General features: G+C 49.5%; 18 protein-coding genes and 2 pseudogenes. 5 read left to right on the top strand and 15 right to left on the bottom strand.

Annotated features, from left to right (window positions below; translation table 11 throughout):
- Nucleotides 1-157 precede the first annotated feature (157 nt).
- The 3 genes from FP815_04090 to FP815_04080 all read left to right on the top strand — a co-directional run bounded on the left by FP815_04090 (nt 158) and on the right by FP815_04080 (nt 3,115).
- Complete coding sequence (locus tag FP815_04090) at nt 158-1,156, top strand: DUF3365 domain-containing protein (GenBank protein MBA3014116.1); 999 nt, start codon at nt 158-160, stop codon at nt 1,154-1,156.
- Between the two features lie 274 nt (nt 1,157-1,430).
- On the top strand, nt 1,431-2,354 hold the full coding sequence (locus tag FP815_04085; GenBank protein ID MBA3014115.1) for an HD domain-containing protein: 924 nt from the start codon (nt 1,431-1,433) through the stop codon (nt 2,352-2,354).
- Between the two features lie 314 nt (nt 2,355-2,668).
- On the top strand, nt 2,669-3,115 hold the full coding sequence (locus tag FP815_04080) for a superoxide dismutase (GenBank protein MBA3014114.1): 447 nt from the start codon (nt 2,669-2,671) through the stop codon (nt 3,113-3,115).
- 160 nt (nt 3,116-3,275) lie between these two features.
- Here FP815_04080 and FP815_04075 read toward each other — a convergent pair whose 3' ends face one another.
- From FP815_04075 to nifH, 9 genes and pseudogenes are all read right to left on the bottom strand, one after another.
- Nucleotides 3,276-3,701 carry a hypothetical protein gene (locus tag FP815_04075; GenBank protein MBA3014113.1) on the bottom strand — a complete coding sequence of 142 codons (426 nt, stop codon included), beginning with the start codon at nt 3,699-3,701 and terminating at the stop codon, nt 3,276-3,278.
- Nucleotides 3,702-3,736: 35 nt separating this feature from the next.
- On the bottom strand, nt 3,737-4,180 hold the full coding sequence (locus tag FP815_04070; GenBank protein ID MBA3014112.1) for a GNAT family N-acetyltransferase: 444 nt from the start codon (nt 4,178-4,180) through the stop codon (nt 3,737-3,739).
- 17 nt (nt 4,181-4,197) lie between these two features.
- A pseudogene (locus FP815_04065) lies at nt 4,198-4,499 on the bottom strand ((2Fe-2S) ferredoxin domain-containing protein).
- A 25-nt stretch (nt 4,500-4,524) separates the two neighbouring features.
- Nucleotides 4,525-5,685, bottom strand: coding sequence for a radical SAM protein (locus tag FP815_04060; GenBank protein MBA3014111.1), 1,161 nt, complete (start codon nt 5,683-5,685; stop codon nt 4,525-4,527).
- Nucleotides 5,686-5,761: 76 nt separating this feature from the next.
- Nucleotides 5,762-7,135 (bottom strand): annotated as a pseudogene (gene nifK / locus FP815_04055) (nitrogenase molybdenum-iron protein subunit beta).
- A 113-nt stretch (nt 7,136-7,248) separates the two neighbouring features.
- Complete coding sequence (gene nifD / locus FP815_04050; protein MBA3014110.1) at nt 7,249-8,889, bottom strand: nitrogenase molybdenum-iron protein alpha chain; 1,641 nt, start codon at nt 8,887-8,889, stop codon at nt 7,249-7,251.
- Between the two features lie 36 nt (nt 8,890-8,925).
- Complete coding sequence (locus FP815_04045) at nt 8,926-9,300, bottom strand: P-II family nitrogen regulator (GenBank protein ID MBA3014109.1); 375 nt, start codon at nt 9,298-9,300, stop codon at nt 8,926-8,928.
- Nucleotides 9,297-9,653, bottom strand: coding sequence for a P-II family nitrogen regulator (locus FP815_04040; protein ID MBA3014108.1), 357 nt, complete (start codon nt 9,651-9,653; stop codon nt 9,297-9,299). The genes FP815_04045 and FP815_04040 overlap by 4 nt, the downstream gene beginning before the upstream one ends.
- Before the next feature lie 158 nt (nt 9,654-9,811).
- The gene (gene nifH / locus FP815_04035) at nt 9,812-10,636 is read right to left on the bottom strand and encodes a nitrogenase iron protein (protein MBA3014107.1); all 825 of its coding nucleotides are present in this window, start codon (nt 10,634-10,636) and stop codon (nt 9,812-9,814) included.
- 444 nt (nt 10,637-11,080) lie between these two features.
- Here nifH and nifA point away from each other — a divergent pair, with 444 nt between their 5' ends.
- Both nifA and FP815_04025 read left to right on the top strand, forming a co-directional pair.
- Nucleotides 11,081-12,676, top strand: a complete 1,596-nt coding sequence (gene nifA / locus FP815_04030) for a nif-specific transcriptional activator NifA (GenBank protein ID MBA3014106.1) — start codon at nt 11,081-11,083, stop codon at nt 12,674-12,676.
- Nucleotides 12,677-12,871: 195 nt separating this feature from the next.
- Nucleotides 12,872-14,062, top strand: a complete 1,191-nt coding sequence (locus tag FP815_04025) for an MBL fold metallo-hydrolase (GenBank protein MBA3014105.1) — start codon at nt 12,872-12,874, stop codon at nt 14,060-14,062.
- A gap of 58 nt (nt 14,063-14,120) precedes the next feature.
- Here FP815_04025 and FP815_04020 read toward each other — a convergent pair whose 3' ends face one another.
- The 6 genes from FP815_04020 to FP815_03995 are packed head-to-tail and all read right to left on the bottom strand — an operon-like array spanning nt 14,121 to nt 17,621.
- Entirely contained in the window at nt 14,121-14,363 is a 243-nt protein-coding gene (locus FP815_04020; GenBank protein MBA3014104.1) for a sulfurtransferase TusA family protein, read from the bottom strand.
- Nucleotides 14,364-14,382: 19 nt separating this feature from the next.
- Nucleotides 14,383-14,784: a M67 family metallopeptidase gene (locus FP815_04015; protein ID MBA3014103.1), complete on the bottom strand. Its 402-nt coding sequence runs from the start codon at nt 14,782-14,784 to the stop codon at nt 14,383-14,385.
- A gap of 46 nt (nt 14,785-14,830) precedes the next feature.
- Nucleotides 14,831-15,649 carry a HesA/MoeB/ThiF family protein gene (locus FP815_04010; GenBank protein ID MBA3014102.1) on the bottom strand — a complete coding sequence of 273 codons (819 nt, stop codon included), beginning with the start codon at nt 15,647-15,649 and terminating at the stop codon, nt 14,831-14,833.
- Entirely contained in the window at nt 15,646-16,878 is a 1,233-nt protein-coding gene (locus tag FP815_04005) for an O-acetylhomoserine aminocarboxypropyltransferase/cysteine synthase (protein ID MBA3014101.1), read from the bottom strand. The genes FP815_04010 and FP815_04005 overlap by 4 nt, the downstream gene beginning before the upstream one ends.
- On the bottom strand, nt 16,878-17,090 hold the full coding sequence (thiS, locus tag FP815_04000) for a sulfur carrier protein ThiS (GenBank protein ID MBA3014100.1): 213 nt from the start codon (nt 17,088-17,090) through the stop codon (nt 16,878-16,880). The genes FP815_04005 and thiS overlap by 1 nt, the downstream gene beginning before the upstream one ends.
- A 45-nt stretch (nt 17,091-17,135) precedes the next feature.
- Nucleotides 17,136-17,621 carry an Lrp/AsnC family transcriptional regulator gene (locus tag FP815_03995; protein ID MBA3014099.1) on the bottom strand — a complete coding sequence of 162 codons (486 nt, stop codon included), beginning with the start codon at nt 17,619-17,621 and terminating at the stop codon, nt 17,136-17,138.
- Nucleotides 17,622-18,065 lie beyond the last annotated feature (444 nt).

Below are 18,065 nucleotides of genomic sequence, written 5' to 3'. Positions count from 1 at the left end.
GATAATAGTGAAAAAATTTCTCGCTTAAAAAGGGGAGGAATGCCAACAGCGACAAGTTCCGGCTTGTTAATATTCTTGCCTCGGTTCCTGGGGTAAGGTAGGCTTAGAGCGGATATACTCAGTTATCTTGATACTCTTATTTTTTAGGAGTCCATCGATGTCGATGACCATAATTTCCAACCGATTTTCACCCCTCATCACTTTTGCCTTGGTCGTCGGATTCGTCTGGACGCTGCTCCTGGGTGGGATTTTTTTCTGGAATCAAAAGATGGAGCACGAGCAAACCTTGCTCGTCGCCACCACTCAGACCAGGGCCCTCTTCCAGAAATTTCTGCTGACCCGTCATTGGAACGCCTCGCACGGAGGGGTTTATGTGCCGATGACAAAAGATACTATCCCCAACCCCTACCTCGTGGTAAAAAATCGGGATGTTGTAACCACAGACGGTTTACGCCTCACCATGCTAAACCCTGCCTATATGACTCGGCAGATATCCGGGATCGCCACCGAACAGAAGGAATTTTTCTTTCACCTGACAAGCATAGCCCCAATCAATCCCGCTAATAGTCCATCTTCTTGGGAGGAAATGGCTCTTCATCATTTTAACAACGGTGCCACTGAATATTACGAATTACAGGAGGAAGCGCAGGGGAAAAAGGTCTTTCGTTACATGGCTCCGCTCGTGATACAGGAACCATGCCTTGACTGCCATGCTGCTTATGGCGACAAAATTAACGACATGCACGGCGGCATTTCGGTAGCCATTGATGCAACCCCACTGGTGGAGAGTCGTAACAAAGAGATCCGCCATGCTGGACTTGCCCTCTTTGCCATCTGGCTTTTCGGGATTTCAAGTCTGAATTTCGGAGTCCGACGATTGCACCTTCTCGACAGAGAAAGGAATAAGGTGGTAGCTGATCTTCGCGAATCACTGACGGAAGTGAAATTACTCAGTGGCCTACTGCCCATCTGCTGCAAATGCAAAAAAATCCGCGACGATCAGGGATACTGGAATCAAGTTGAACGATATTTCGAAGCCCGAACCCAGGCAAAATTTTCTCATGGCATCTGCCCTGATTGTGCGCGCGATCTCTATCCGGATATCTATGAGGAGCTGGAACGGAGAAAAGCGCTGAACAGCACTCAGAAGAACTGAAATTTCCTTAAGGTGGACATGGCAACGGTCTTAATTTGTCACGCCTAACAATCTCACCCCTTCGTTGTTTTTTCGTAAACGTTCAGCAGCGCTGTGGACGTTTACAGTTCCGGGGTTATCTGTAGTTTTGGTGCCCCTGGTGAACGGTTACGTTTTCTCTGGCTCATCGTGTCTTATTGACAACGGCTGGCACAATGCGCCATAATGGCGCCATCTTGTCTTTCATATCCGGAATGGTTACCAACCGTTAATTATCTGAATACGTGGAAAGCTGATGAACACTATTGTGTTACAATATTCAGTGTATGACTTAAACAACCGCCTACTGGTCGAAGCCGGGACTGAACTGACTCCAGAATTCATGGTAGAGTTCTGCCAGCGGAACCGAGAATCGTATCCCATCCTCCCCCTCCTGGGCTACGGGACCCTCCGCCAGGATCTGTTACAGCAGTTCATCCTCCCGCCTTATAATGTCATCTTCTCCCAGAAAGAAAAGGTAGCGGAAATCCTCGCGGTCATGGAACAGGTCCGGCTTCCGCTTCCGCTGTTGGAGGGCATGGACTACTTCCGGCACAACGATTTTCACACCTACCGCCATATGTTGATGATCTTCGCCCTTACCACCCTCATCGCCGAGGAACTGAGCCCGGAGAACAAGAAACTGGTGCAGGAGGAGATGGCCCACACCGGCCCCACCCACGATTTTGGTAAAATCGCAGTACCGCTCTCCATCCTCCTAAAAAAAGAACCGTTGACCCCTGATGATTACAGCCTGCTCCGTCACCACACCCTGACCGGCTATGTGCTCCTTTCCCATTATCTCAAGGACCCATCGAACCTGGCTGCCCTCATCTCCCGCGACCATCACGAGAGGATCAACGGCTCTGGCTACCCCCGTGGCATCCATCAGCGCAATCTCAAGATCGAGATCACCACGGTGGCCGACATCTATGACGCCCTCATCGCTCAACGCCCATACCGGCCGGTATCGTTCGACAATCGATCAGCCCTCGAAGAACTCACCTGGATGGCCCAGCGGGGCGAAATAGGTTGGGACGTGGTACACATCCTCGTCTCTTTCAATCGCCGCAATAAGCCGTCCGTTAAGGATTTCCAGATTTCCATGGAATGCCGTGGCCGGGAACCGGAAGGCAACCTCTACGGCTTGGTGGCTGACAAAGACAGCAAAAAGACCTAGGAGCCTGTCGGACTTAGGCATAAATCTTCTGACCTCTATCCCTCGACCGACTCTTGCAGGTATAAGAGAGTGCCGTCTTCTCAACGCCTTGCCCCTCCCCTCCTTTTTTCAAACCACTCAGACTCCCTGCTTAGTCCAAAGGATCAACCCTGTTATTGCCTCACCACTGATACACATAATCATCCAAAAAAATGATTGATTTATGGGAGTCTTTCCGTTATTGATAAAAATAATCATACTAAATTGACTAGCAGTTACAGGATGCGGCCGGTGTAATTGCACCGGTCATAAACGTAAAAAAAATGGAGGAACGTATGAAGAAAAACCTGGTAAAAATGGCACTTGTGATGATCTCATCTCTTTTCTTCCTTGCAGGGAACGCCGCTGCCCACTGCGAAATTCCCTGCGGTATCTACGACGACGAGACTCGGGTGAAATTAATGCTCGAAGATCTCACAACCATTGAAAAATCAATCAACGAAATCAAAAAAATCGAAGAGACAAAGGACCATGACGCCAACCAGCTTGTTCGCTGGGTGATGAATAAGGAACATCATGCGGACCTGCTGCAGGAAATTGTCTCCCAGTACTGGTTAACCCAGAGAATCAAACCCGACACCAAGGATTATGACAAGAAACTCCAGTCCCTGCACCAGCTGCTGGTGGCGACCATGAAATGCAAACAGACCACTGACCTTGCCAACGTCGATAAGGCCCGTGGACTCGTAAAAGAGTTCGAGGCGCTGTATTTTGCGAAATAAGCAGGGAATGGCACAAGCCTTCATCACCGACGAATCATAAACACTAATTGCACACACATTGCTTAAAAAAACGGTCTGTTGCGCAAATTATCCCGCAGCAAACCGTTTTTATTTTTTTGTAGTCAACGGCCCTGAACGGTTCGATCCTCAAGGGTGCCTATCAAGACGGACTGACAGAGGGCTTTTTAACGAACCTTGTCCCCTTAAGGGCAAATTCTTTTACCATCACGCCGCACTCCAGCATTCTAGGAACTTCATCCCATTCAGGATCCCTCCGATTAAAGGCATCCATGTCGCAGATCTCCTGGAACGAGTCAAGATAACGAAACTCATTGGCAAGCTCTGGCTGCGGTCCGGCGATGTGCTCAACCGACCTTAGGATGTCAACCATAGTATGGTTCTCTGCCAAGGCTCCGTGGCACATCAAGAATCCCATCAGAAATTTTTCAATAGCCATGGCGTTAATATTGTAGAGAATTGCCGGGGTGAAGATGTGCCTACGCATTGTGGCTGCATTGATTGCACAGGCAAGAAATTTTTCACCATCCTCCATGTACTGACGCCATCCGGTTATTTGCACTAACATGATACTTCCCCTTTTGTTAAGTGATCAGCCTACGCCTAGTGGGTCCTCCGCAGACAGATTAGTCCCGTCACCTGCCATCCCAGGCGATGATAGAAGTCAAGGGCCGGGATATTATTACGGTCCGCTAACAACTGAAGACGAGAAACATTGTTGATCATAGCCCAATCGCTCATCTCCTCCATCAATAGCCGACCAACCCCCTGCCCACGCCACTGACTATCAACCACCACATCCTCCACCAACAGAGAGAGACCTCCCTCTGCCGTTGAAATCAGCAGCTGCCCGGAACACATCCCAATCACGCCGGAGTCACTCTCTGCAACCAACAGGCAACATCGATTACAGCCCAACATCATCCGCAACCCTTGCCGCTGCTTCTCTTCATCAACAACAAAATCCTGCTCAATGGTAAAAAGCACCGCCAACAAGCCGACAAGGGTTTCGATATCAGCTGATCGAGCCGACCGAACGACTACCATGTCTCTCTCCGCTGGGTTCAGGAAATCAAATACTCTGCTGACGGAACACCTTCTTCAATCCCGTCAAGAATGACGTCGATAGCCTCATGACTATCGACCTCCTTAAACCACCAAATCTCGGGCTGCACACCATGATCGGCCCTGCTTCGCACTGTTTCAGGCAGGTGGTTGCGGTGACCATACAATTCAAACCCCGATCAATAATCTCCTCTTCGAGGTACTGCAAAAAACCATCGGTCTGCTTATGGCAAATCCCCTTCTTGTCTCCGGCCGCTCTAAAGCTCTGACAAACAAGGATTTGTCGTTTTGGTGTTGCCATTTTTTTCTCCTTATTCTTGACACTGCTAAGAGCATCTTTTAGTTGATTTTTTGCCACCATTGTAAAAAGCATCCACAGTGCCCTCAATATCACCACCAGTAATCATCACCGCCAGACCAAGACGGTTCAATGACTCCCGTGGACTTTCTCCGGCACTGGCGGTAAGAAGGGCAAAGCAATCCGGCACCTTAGCCGCCAGTGCCTGCCATCGTTCGCTCCCTTGGCCTGTCGCCGGTGTCGGCCTCGTCCCTAAAAGACAGATCAGACCGTCTTCCCTAGGCCCATAGATCAAAAGACGTGAAGCCTGCCCGAGGTGCTGATCGATTTCCATACCGGTTTGGCTTGTTACAGCAACATTGGGACGCTCTTTCGTGGGCTTCGGCAGAGAATAAATCGGCGTCAACACAGTTGCTTCTCCCTCTTGAATACCCAACCCCACTTGATATTCACTGACCACAGGAAGATGCTTTGAAGCCCTGACACCGGCCAGAGCCATCATTTTATCGGTCGGAGCCTCAAGACAATCAGTGTCTCCAAGCATTGGCCGATAGGGAATTACCGTGATTGTAACTGCACCAAGTGCCGCCATTTTCAAGGCAATCTTTTCAACCTCTTCATCATTAAATCCAGGATATACGGTTGTGGCGATACCAACCGTAATATGGGCCTTAGATAAAGCTGCGACTGCGGCGGCCTGTTCGTTCAGCAGCGTAGTAACAGCCTGGGACAAAAGCACCGTCCTGTTCCCATGACGGATCCAGGCGTAAAGTTTTTCTGCTGTCGCAGAGGTAACGGCATCAATAAGTAAAGTGATCCGTTTGATACCCGAGGAAGCCAAGACCTCCGCCATCTCGGCCGCCCCCAAGCCATTGGAGACTACCCCCAGATTGAGATCCGGATACCTTTGATGCAACCGTTGCAGACATTCGATAGTGGATTTCGGTGTCGCCAGAGGCTCACCGGGTCCGGCAATATCCACCACCTCTACTGTTGCTCCTTCACTGATGACGTGATCCACCAAAGAGACCGCCTCGCCGGGAGACATTGCCCCCATGGTTTGGCCGGTGATGGTGGTAAACCTGATCCTAGTATTGTTTTTTAGTGCGATTGGCAACACCAGCCGCCTCGGCCAACCTGAATCCTCGCCTGCAGCCGACATCTTCATGGACAATGAATTTACTTTCACCGAAAGCCTCTTTTCAGTAGATAATAAACGGTGAGGAGGTGACAGGGAGCGCTCCTCACCTCGCCGCCATGATCAATTACATCACAAGTTCAAACCGCTGTTCCGTGGCATCACGGTCCTGACGGTCCATGAGTACACCCAGGATCTTCTCCAGAAGGCGAAGTGCTCCCTTATAAGCAACCGTCGGAAAATATTGGTGTCCCTGCCGATCAAGAATAGGAAAGCCCCAGCGAACATACGGTAGATCCTCATCCCGAGCGATATACTTGCAGTAAGTATTGCCCATAATGAGGTCAACCGGAGCACTCTTGATCCACTGATGGAGCAAAAACATATCACCTCCCGCCTTGACGTTTACCGAATAAGGAACATCTTTAGTGATCTCCTTGATACGGGTCTCGAATTTTTTACCCGGAGTCCCGGTAACAATATGAATAGGACACATATCCAGAGAAACCAGGAACTCGGTCATGCTGATCAACTGATCCGGGTCGCCAACCAGGGCTACTTTCTTATGATAAAGATACTGATGCATATCGGAGATCATATCCACCAGCTGTCCGCGCTCAAGCATCACTTCATCGGGAATGGAAACCCCGGCGATGATGCGCAGGGCATCGATAAAACGATCTGTGGCCTTCAAACCAAAAGGCATATCAAGCACACTACACGGAACTTTACGTTTGGAATCCAGCCAGCGGGCGGCATCGGCCGAGCACCACTCGCCCAAGGCCAAAGTGCCGATGGAGTCCCCAGTGGATTTCAACTCCGCCACCGTAGTCCCACCTTCGGGAAACATGGTGTATTCACCGGACAATGGCCCGTTCAAGACACCAGAGGTATCTGGAAACATGATCATCTTAACGCCGATAAGGCTGATCAGACGTTTCAGCTCCTCCATATCGCACGGTTCTACCCAGCCGGGGATGATGTTGATTTTGCCGTTCTTCTTGCCACCCGGCTCGGCCAACATGGCCATTGACTTGACCATGTTAGAGAACCCGGTAACGTGAGAGCCAACATAACTCGGGGTATTGGCGCCGATAATGGTCTTTCCTGCCGGCACCTTGCCCTCCTTCTCCGCCTTGGTCTTGATCTGCTTAAGATCATCGCCGATGGTCTCGGAGAGACAGGTGGTGTGGATGGCGATCACCTACGGGTCAAAGACATGAAAGATATTGTCGATGGCCTGAAGCATATTGGCCTGGCCGCCGAACACCGAGGCCCCTTCAGTGAAGGAACTGGTAGCAGCAGAGATGGGTTCCTTATAGTGCCGGGTCAAGGTGCTCCGATGATACGCACAACAACCCTGAGATCCATGGCTGTGTGGCAGGCAACCGTGGATGCCCAGCGCAGCATACATGGCCCCGATAGGCTGGCAGGTCTTGGCCGGATTGATGGTCAAGGCCGAGCGCTCGGTTATTTCTTGCGGTGTATGTCGTAATAACATGACTGAATCCTCGTTATTGAATTACCAATTAAGTATATAGGGTGGGCGATGCCCACCCTACGTTCCGGTCCTTAAGCAGAGCCGAAGGGTGGTCCCTGAGCGGAGCCGAAGGGCTACTCCCACTGATACGTCGCAGAGAGTTGCGGATTCTCCTGCCACGGGGCCTTCATGTAGCTCCAAACCTTGCTATTCACCAAGCGATCGATTTCATGGTAGAAGTTGACTGCACCCTTGAATCCGGCGTACGGACCGCCCGAGTCATAGGAGTGAAGCTGCTTCATGGGCACGCCCAGCTTCTGAATGGAGTACTTTTCCTTAATCCCGGCGCAAAAAATATCCGGCTTCATCAACTCCACCAACTGTTCGGCCTCATACTGATTGAGGTCATCGATGATCAGGGTATTCTTCTCCATATCAGGGATCAGACCATCATAGTGCTTAAACTGATACCCATCCTTCGTAAGCCTCTCGATTTCCGCCTCGGTCTTGCGCGGTTTGAAACGCGTGGGATCGGCCTCGACATGAATCTCTTCAATATTACGGCTGTCGGCATCAACCTCAAGGTTCGGGATCACCTGACGCCCCTCATAGTCATCACGATGGGCAAATTCGTAACCGGCAGAGATGGTCTTCATCCCCATCTCATTAAACAGCTCTTGATAGTGATGGGCTCGGGAACCACCAAGGAACATCATGGCGGTCTTGCCTTCGGTCCGCGGCAGCACCTCTTTAAGCGCCGACTCCACCTCAGGCATCTCCTCGGCAATGACCGCGTCAACCGTGTCGATCAACTCCTGATCGCCAAAGTACTCTGCAATCTTCCGCAGCGACTTGGCCGTGGCATTAGCGCCGATGAAGTTCACTTTGACCCACGGGATGCCGAACTTGGTCTCCAGCATATCGGCCACATAATTGATGGAACGATGGCACATGACCGCGTTCAAGTCGGCCTGATGAGCAGAGGCGAACTGATCGTAAGTCGAATTGCCGGAGAAAGTAGCGATATTGGTGATCCCGCACTTTTTAAAAATTCGATCAATCTCAAAACCGTCGCCGCCGATATTGTACTCACCCAACAGGTTGATTTTGTATTTTCCCTCTTTTGGCACATCATTCTCTCCGATGATATGACGGAAGACCTGATTATTGGCGATATGATGACCGGCAGACTGAGAGACCCCCTTATATCCTTCACAACTGAAAGCATAAACATTACAGTCGCCGAACTTCTCCTTCATTCTCTTGGACACGGTGTGAATATCATCACCTATCAACCCCACCGGACAGGTGGCGAAAACAGCTATTGAGCGAGGATGAAACAGGTCATACGCCTCCTGAATAGCTGCTTCCAGCTTCTTCTCCCCACCAAAGATGATGTCAGAGTCCTGCATATCGGTGCTAAAGCAGTAGTTCATATAATTCTCGCCATCAATACCGGCGTCGGTCTGGTTCCGGCGAGTCAACCAAGCGTAAAATGAACAGCCGATCGGACCGTGGACCAAATTGACGATATCTCGGGTCGGCCCCATGATAACGCCTTTGCAGCCGGCATAGGTACAACCGCGCATGGAAATGATACCGGGAGTGGTCCGCACGTTGGCAGAAATCTCCGGCGTTGAGTTTGACAGCGCCTCGTTGATCATGATCTGCTTGGCGCGTTTCCTGGCGACCTTGGCCGGGTACTTCTCAAGGAGCTGAGCCTTGACATCGACCGGGTCCCACTGCACCAGCTTTTTTTTCATTGCTGTAGCCATATAATTCTCCTTAAATGGAATTCGTCCCTTTTTGGTTTACGATATCGACTTAGCGCCCTTTTCTCCGGTTCTGACCCGAATCGCATCTTTAAGCGGCACGACAAAGATCTTGCCATCACCCGGCTTGCCGGTTTTATTGGCCTCGATAATCGCGGCAACTACCTCCTTCACCTTTTTGTCGGCAACCACCGCTGTTACCATCCGCTTTGGATAGAGCTGGCCTTTGCCGCCAAGTAGAGACGCCGCCTCCTCGTAACCCTTCTGAGCCCCCTCCAGAACCTGGGGATTAGCAAACCCCTTGCCTCGGCCATGGGCTTCATGAGCGAAAAATGCATCGATACCGCAGTCGGTCAAGGCCTGTTTGGTCTGGTTCATCATATTGATGCGAACGATGGCGATGACCTCTTTCATGACGCCACCCCCTCCGCTGCATAGGCGGTCTCCTTGACCCCGGAACTGATGGTGTATGACTCCTCCACCTCGGAAATGAAGATCTTCCCGTCGCCAAACGCTCCTTTCCCGGCAGACCGAGCAGTTTTCATCACCGTATCAATGAAAAAATCTTTGTCTTCGGTATTGATCACGCTCAACAGCATGACCTTGGGAATCTCATCATAGGTAACCTCGCCTATCTTGATGCCGCGTTGCTTACCGCGGCCAGCTACCGAATATTTGGTTACAGCCGGGAATCCTGCCTCCATTAAGGATGCAAGGACTTTATCTGCTTTTTCCAGTCTGACAATGGCTCTAATCATGGTCAACATGGTTTTCTCCTACGAATTTATTTTGTAAAATCAAAACAATATCTAAATTGAAAGTATTTAGAAGTTAGAAAACTTTCGATTTTCGCCTCCAGCTGGGACATAAAAGAATTCGGATCGTTATTAATCCTTAGTGCCGGTCGTCCCAGCTACTTTCGCCATCAGTTCATGAGACCAAAATCCATGAGCAGCTTTTCAAGTTCCTCAATTTCCAGAGGAGTCGGAACGACGAACATGGTATTTTCGTCAATAGCCTTGGCCAATCCTCGATACTGGTCTGCCTGAGCAACTTCCGGATTCCACTCAATGACTGTCTTTCGATTAATTTCAGCCCGCTGGACATCATTGTCACGGGGGACGAAGTAGATCATCTGGGTGCCAAGTTTTTTGGCGAACTCCTGAATCATCTCCTTTTCGTTATCAACGTTACGAGAGTTACAGATCAAACCTCCAAGCCGAACCGCGCCGGACTGAGCAAATTTCATGATACCTTTGCTGATGTTGTTGGCCGCGTACATGGCCATCATCTCACCTGAACAGACGATGTAGATCTCTTCCGCCTTGCCATCACGAATCGGCATAGCGAACCCACCACAAACAACGTCGCCAAGTACATCGTAAAATGCGTAGTCAAGCCCTTCGCTCTCCTCATAGGCCCCTAACGACTCGAGCATATTGATAGAGGTGATGATACCGCGGCCAGCACACCCCACCCCCGGCTCGGGTCCACCCGACTCGACACACCAGGTCCCGCCATAACCAGCCTTGCGGATATTTTCAAGTTCCACATCCTCACCTTCCTCACGCAAGGTATCAAGTACCGATTTCTGGGCCATCCCCCCCAGCAGCAGACGCGTTGAATCTGCCTTGGGGTCACAGCCGACGACCATGACCTTGCGCCCCATCTCACTCAACCCTGCCACCGTATTCTGAGTAGTGGTTGACTTGCCGATTCCGCCCTTACCGTAAATTGCTACTTTCCTCATGGTGTTCCTCCCTTACCTCTATTGTTTACGTTAATTCATCCAAGCGATAAGAAAATGAGAGGACTCATCTCTCATCGCACTATGAACATCTCACATCATTTGACTAAAGCTAAGGGCAAGGGGCGTGCCAATAAATAATAATTTTTTATTTTAAACAATTTCAGTATGTTAAATGCTTCACTCCACATCAATTGTATCTGTCGTAACAATGTCTCATTACGACAATTTTGTCGCAAACACACCAAAGAGTCGCAACGAGACATTGTTACACATTCGAATGACACTAATTTAATAAATAACAATAATGTAAATATTATATAATAGATCCAACACCATGTGTTTTGTTAACATATTAATATTATTACTATAAAATGATTCTTTAAGATAAGGATTGATTTTTGCAATATAGATTTAAATCACAAAACAATACCCAAAGGACCCCCCATGACGCCACAGACAACGACACGCGACATCAAGCCCTTGACCCAGGGATGCACAGAAGTAATCGAACTAACGGCACTTCATGAAATAGCCCAACTGATAGGATCGGCACACAATCTGGACAAAACACTTACTTCAGTCCTTAAGGTCCTACACGATATCCTGCGCATGGAGAGAGCAACACTGTTAGTGCTTGACGAGAGCTGCCAACACCTTTCGATCAAGGCGTCGTACGGTCTCAGCAATGAGGAGAAAAAGCGGGGGGTATACCGTCTTGACGAGGGAATCACCGGCAAGATATTCGCCAGCCGCGCCCCCTTCGTCGTTCCTGATATTCACAGCGAACCGTTGTTTCTTAACAAAACTCGATCACGGAATATCAACAAGGAGGCACTTTCATTTTTGGGAGTACCAGTACTAATTACTGGCGAACCGGTTGGAGTGTTGACAGTAGACCGATTATTCGGGCTTGAAATTCCATTCGAAGAAGACATTCGATTTCTGACCGTGGTCGCCACCCTGATTGCGCAATTCCTGGTCCTGAATAAAGAAATTCGAAAAAAAGAGGCCCATCTGCGAGAAGAGAACCGTTCTCTCAAGGCCCAACTTACCCCGATGTTCAGCCAGCACAATATCTTAGGTCAAAGCAAAGTGATGCTCGAAGTCTTCTCGTCCATCACCAAGGTCTCGCCTTCCAGCGCCACTGTCCTTCTCCTTGGTGAATCCGGCACAGGCAAGGAGCTGGTAGCCCGCGCCGTTCACCAAGCGAGCAGAAGAAACAACAACCCGTTCCTGACAGTTAACTGCGCAGCCCTGCCGGAAAATTTGCTCGAAAGCGAACTGCTGGGCCATGAGAAGGGGGCCTTCACCAGCGCCTTGGCCCGCAAAAAAGGCCGTTTCGAATTGGCAGACACCGGCACCCTATTCTTAGACGAAATCGGCGAACTCCCCTTGGAACTCCAAGCCAAACTTCTGCGAGTCCTTCAGGAACAGCAGTTTGAGCGCCTCGGCGGCACCACGACCATCAGCGTAGATGTCCGAATTATTGCCGCCACTAACCGCAGCCTCGCTACGGCCGTAGCAAAAGGAAGATTTCGCGCCGATCTCTATTACAGACTCAACGTAGTGCCGATCATCCTTCCGCCCCTTCGGGAACGAATCGAGGATATCCCGCTCCTCATCGATCATTTTTTGGCCATCAGCAACAACATCAACCAAAAAAATGTGCGTCTCTCTCGTGAGGTAATGGATTATTTGGCTCAATACCAGTGGCCCGGCAATGTCCGTGAAATGCAAAATCTGATTGAACGTCTGGTTATCATGACAGACAGAGACCTGGTACTCCTGACCGATCTGCCCACCTTCGTGGTGGCTGAGCCTGAAGTAAGCGAACCACGGAGCAATCCCGCGATCCCGCCACCGCCAGCAGTGAATACTCATCGGCCTTCCCTGGATGAAATAGAACGAGGTGAAATAGAAGCGGCACTCAAGAGGAACGGTTGGGTCCAGGCACGAGCGGCGCGTGATCTAGGACTCACCCCAAGACAGATGGGATACAAGATCAGAAAATACGAACTCAGTCGCCCGAATTTTGCTTAAAGCGACAAGATCATGGTTCCTGCTCATGCCAAAACAAGGACATTGCCCAATCGAGGTCCATTATTTTAGCAAAAACCCAAAAGTGATGCTAAAAAAACGACCATCCCGAGTACAGTAATCAAAGTCGCTGTACATTCGCTACTTATTTTGTAATAATTACTAATCAGCTAGTCAGTTTTAATACAAGGAGGAAACATGAACATGAAAATGCCTTTTCTTTACACCGCTAACGAACTTTTTGATTGGATCAGTAAAAAACCGGATTTCATCCTGCTTGATGTGCGCAACGAAAGAGATTTTGACAACTGGAGCGTGGAAGGACCTGAATTTTTTCCCTATATCAATATCCCCTACTTCAATTTCATGGAGGATGTGCAGGGTAGTGTAAATCGCGTCCCTCAGGGGCAAAAAGTGCGAATTGTTTGCGCGAAAGAGGGCTCAGCCAAATATGTTGCCGACCTCCTCTGCCAGAACGGTTTTAGCGATGTCGGCTACCTCAAACAAGGGATTGTCGGCTGGGGCAATGTCCTCGCCACCAAGAGAATAAGCAGTGAAGGGGACGAGCACATACTCTACCAGTTTATTCGACCTGGCAAGGCATCCTGCAGCTACATGCTCATCTTTCAAAAAGAGGCTATGGTTTTTGATCCATCGCGCAATATCGATGAATACATTCGAGTAGCCAAAGAGCATGGCGCCAAGATAATCAAGACCTTCGAAACCCACCGTCAGGCCGATTACATCTCAGGCAGCCCACAACTTGCTCAAGAAAAAGGCTGCACCGCCATCGTCAACAGCCTGGATTTTGAGGGAGCTGCCTTCCCCTATGAGCCGATTATCCCTGGCAAGGCCTATACTTTCAGCCAAAAAGGACCTGAAGTGGTTGCGCTGCACACCCCAGGCCACACCTTGGGCAGCACATGTTTTCTCATTGACAACAAATACCTCTTAAGCGGCGACACCATCTTCATCAACACGGCAGGACGGCCGGATCTTGGTGGCAAATGGCAAGAGTGGGCTCGGGAACTCTACCTCACGCTCATGCTGCGCATGCGCACCTTAAGCGATGAGATAATTGTTCTGCCCGGCCACTACACCAGCTGGAGCGAAGCCAATAGTTCCCATGTCTTTGCAGCAAAGCTGGGGGCATTGAAGGAAAACATCATTGCCTTCAGGCTCCCGAACGAAAAGAAATTTGCCGAATTTATCCAGGACAACATGCGACCCCAACCCGGAGTGTATACTGAAATCCGTAGAGTCAATGGCGGCTGGCTCAAAGTCAGCCCAGAGGAGGCCGACGCCATGGATCTTGGCAAAAATGAATGTGGCGCCAGCAACTACGGCAAAGTAGGTGTAAGCGCCGAAGTTCAGCGCAGCACAACCTAGCCCCACCCTATACGTCGTTCTTAATAGAGTCTTTAGCCCATGTCTTGACCCTTAACAATCAGGCCTTACGAATCAACAACTTCCAGGCTCCGTCAGCAAGCTGTTCCTTGTCCACGATAGTATGTCCCTCTTTGGCCACGGAACCCGGCACATTGTTGATGGGCGGACCGTCGTCCAGAATTATTTCAAGGACTTGGCCTGATTTCAGCTTAGCGAGTTCGACCTTGGCATAAACCATGTTCATAGGACAGCCAACCTTCCGACAATCTTTTGTTGCGTCTGCTTCTCGATGTGTTGTCATAGACGTGTGCTCCTTTGCTTTATGCGTCAATTCGTTCAAGAGGCTCTTCTGCCACTTCCCCTTTATTGATCCGAAATGATCTGATCACTGGATCAGTCTCGGCAAGAGAGATGATCACATAACTCAACTGGGGGTCATAGGCCAGCTTAATGTCTTCCTGGGAAGGACGCGCTGGGGTTTCCGGGTGACTATGATAGACCGCCCGTAAGACCAGCCCCTTCTGTCTCATATCTTTTACCGCCTTAAACTGCTCCTCAGGCTTCATGCTGAAGTGATCATGCGCCGCATCGGTATTGGTCATCTCGTAATACACAACAACCCGCCCCTCTTTTTCGGCCAGATAACCGCACACCTCATGCGGCAGTCCGTTTTGAGCGTGACGCACCAACGCCGCCCAAATTTCTGAAGTTATTTTCAACATACCTAGGTCACTCCGAAAAGAATCTGCCATAAACCCGCACGCCCTCTCAGGCGAAACAGGTCTTAAGACCGCAAACAGCCTGCTCGGCATCAACAAGCTCATGAATGGATGGATTTTCTCCGCACAAAGGGCAATCACTCTGTTTGCGAAGTTTCACTTTCCTAAATTCCATGCTCTTTGCGTTAAACGAGAGCAGGGTATTGGTCAGCAGAGTTCCTGTTCCAGTGATAAACTTCAAGGCCTCGGTCGCCTGAATCGTGCCAAGCATCCCGGCAACTGCCCCCAAAACCCCGGCCTGTGAACAAGTAGGCACGGCATCAGGAGGTGGTGGCCGCCTGAATGAACATCGATAACATGCCGACTCATGCGGGACGACAGTCATCGTCTGGCCGTCAAACCGAAGAATACCCCCGTGGGAAAATGGAATATTCTCCATTACACAAGCATCATTGACCAGAAATTTGGTCGGAAAATTATCTGTACCATCAATCACAAAATCATACTCCCTGATCAACTCCCTGATATTGGCTGCCACTAAATTCATACGATACGTGCGAACCTCAATATCCGGATTGATCGCCAACATCTTCTCCCTTGCCGATTCGACCTTCGGGACATTGATGTCTTTGGTAAAATGCGCAATCTGACGCTGAAGGTTGGAGATCTCAACCGTGTCGCAATCCACAATTCCAATAATGCCTACCCCTGCCGCGGCAAGATACAAGGCAACCGGACACCCGAGCCCGCCGGCGCCGACTATCAACACCTTGGCATCAAGCAACTTCTCCTGGCCTTCAACCCCGACATCCTGCAAAAGGATATGTCGACTGTATCGCTCAAGCTGTTCCCCGGTAAATTCTCTCATAACGCTGCAAGCCCCTCCCCTAAATCCTCGAGCAAATCTTCGTGGTCCTCAATGCCGACCGATAGCCGTAGCATACTCGACCGCAAGCCCATAGCCTTTTTCTCAACTTCGCCATATTCTGCAAAAATCGTCGAAGACGGGTGCAGAATAAGGGTCTTATTATCATTAATATTGGTCGCCCTCCTGATAAGCTTAAGACGATCCATGCAGGCAAAACAACTCTCCTGACTCGGCAGATCAAAGGTAAGAATTCCGCCATACTTGCCTTTAAAGAGCCGGGAGGAGATCTGATGATACGGAGAACCCGGCAAGCCCGGATACTGAACCGCACTCACCTTTTGATGACCTTCCAAAAATTCGGCAATTAGTTGGGTATTGGCGCAGGTTTTATCAAGACGCAGACTTAGGGTTTCCAAGCCAAGACTTTGCAAATAGGCATTATGGGGAGCAAGACATGATCCGGTGTTTCTATAGACATCGGCACGGAGGGCAGCAATAAAAGCCATCCTCCCGAACTGCCCAGCCCGCTCCGCAAGTTTCTGAGCCTTTCTCCAATCAAAATTTCCATTATCGATAATCAACCCGCCCACCGAAGTGCCCCCGCCGGAAATCGCCTTGGTGCTCGAAAGAATCTCAATATTCACCCCGGCCGCCTTACTATCAAACAGATAGGGGGTCAAAACGGTATTATCAAGCACCAGCGGCACCCCGAACCTTTGCGCCACCCGACCGATCGCTTCGATATCTGCCACCTCCAGATGAGGATTGGTGATGCTCTCAAGAAACAGGGCCCGGGTGTTTTCATCAATGGCCTTCTCTATCGCCTCAGTATCAGCCATGGAGACACACCGTGTTTCAAGGCCCCATGGCTGCAAGGTCTTCTCGAAAAGAGCCAGGGTATTGCCGAAGATCTTCCTGGTGGTAACGATGTTGGCCCCGCTTTCCGCAAGTGCCATGATCGTATTACTGATGGCCGCCATGCCGGAGGAAACAGCAACCACCGCAAGCCCTCCCGAGATCTCCCGAATACGCTGTTCAAAATCCTCAACAGTGGGGTTGGTGATCCGAGAGTAGAGGTGGCCAGGCTTTTTCCCCTCAAAAGAGAGCTTAAGTGATTGCGCATCATCATGCTCAAAGGCAACCGAATCATAAACAGGCGCCCTTAGGGCGCCATGGACATCTTTTTTAGTCGGCCGCCGGTGAATGGCCCTAGTGGAAAAACCGTACATCAGCGACTCCCTCCTCCCATGAAATAGAGAAAATCAACTTCATCATCTTCAGAAACATGCGTCTTAAGATACTCGTCGCGTTCTACGATGGAACCATTCAACTGAACAGAGACCATTTCCGGAGATTCAACATTCTTCAGTTTCAACAAATCTACGATTGAAACATGACCCACACCAAGATCCTCTTTTTCACCATTAATTATAACCCGCATCAGCTCCCTCCTTTTTCCTTAAACTTCGACACCACCTACCCTCACTCAACCACGGTCTTTCCAAAGCTTCGACTTAACGAGTGGCAATTGAAAAGATTGCTTCTCAGTACTCAAGACTACGGAAGTCTCAACCTTGCCGACCCCAGGTGCCTCGATCAAGGTATCGATCACAAAATCCCGGTACTCTTGAATCGAAGGGGAGACTATCTTCAGAAGATAATCATAAACACCTGAAATATTATGACACTCAACTACATTTTGAATCTCACGAATCCTCTCCAGAAAGGCTTCGGTCGTTTTGCGATCATGCGGAGATAGTGTGACAAAAACATAGGTTACAATCTCCAACCCGATCTTCTTCTCATCAACAATCACTGCATATCTTTTGATAATTCCGGACTCCTTTAACCGCTTAGTACGCCCCAAGCACGAAGAGGGAGAGAGTTCTATCTTTTTTGCCAACTCGGCATTGGTGATTGTTGCATCACTCTGCAAGTAGGTCAGAATGGCAAAATCAATTTCATCCAAAATCTGCGCAGATTGTTCATTCAACTTCACACCTTCCACTCTTAAATTCACAAAGACAAACAGCCATTAACTAGAATAATATTCTAAAATAGACCAAGTGTCAAGAATATTATTCTGAAATAATTTAACATTAAAGAATCATCAACCAAATCAACTCTCTCTTCTCTCTCACTTTCTGCAAGACTTAGCGTCAGAACTCAGTTGACACCCCTGACACGATAAAAGCATCACCGGAAACTAGAAAAATACCCCGCCAAAGATCATGCGTTTGGCTAAAATGGCAAACACCATGAACGAAAGACGCCTCAAAAATGACTAAGAGGAAACACTGTGCTCACGAAGAGATGAATGATAGTACCGCCCGACGAATCTATGGCGGACAAGGGGTGAGAAAGGGAGGAGGATGCGAAAATCGTAATCGCGCGATGGGGTAAAAAAAAAAGGCAT

It is taken from the genome of Desulfobulbaceae bacterium (assembly GCA_013792005.1).
Taxonomy (GTDB): domain Bacteria; phylum Desulfobacterota; class Desulfobulbia; order Desulfobulbales; family VMSU01; genus VMSU01.
Note: the sequence above shows the minus strand (reverse complement) of the source record. Positions and strands in the feature narration are given on the sequence as shown.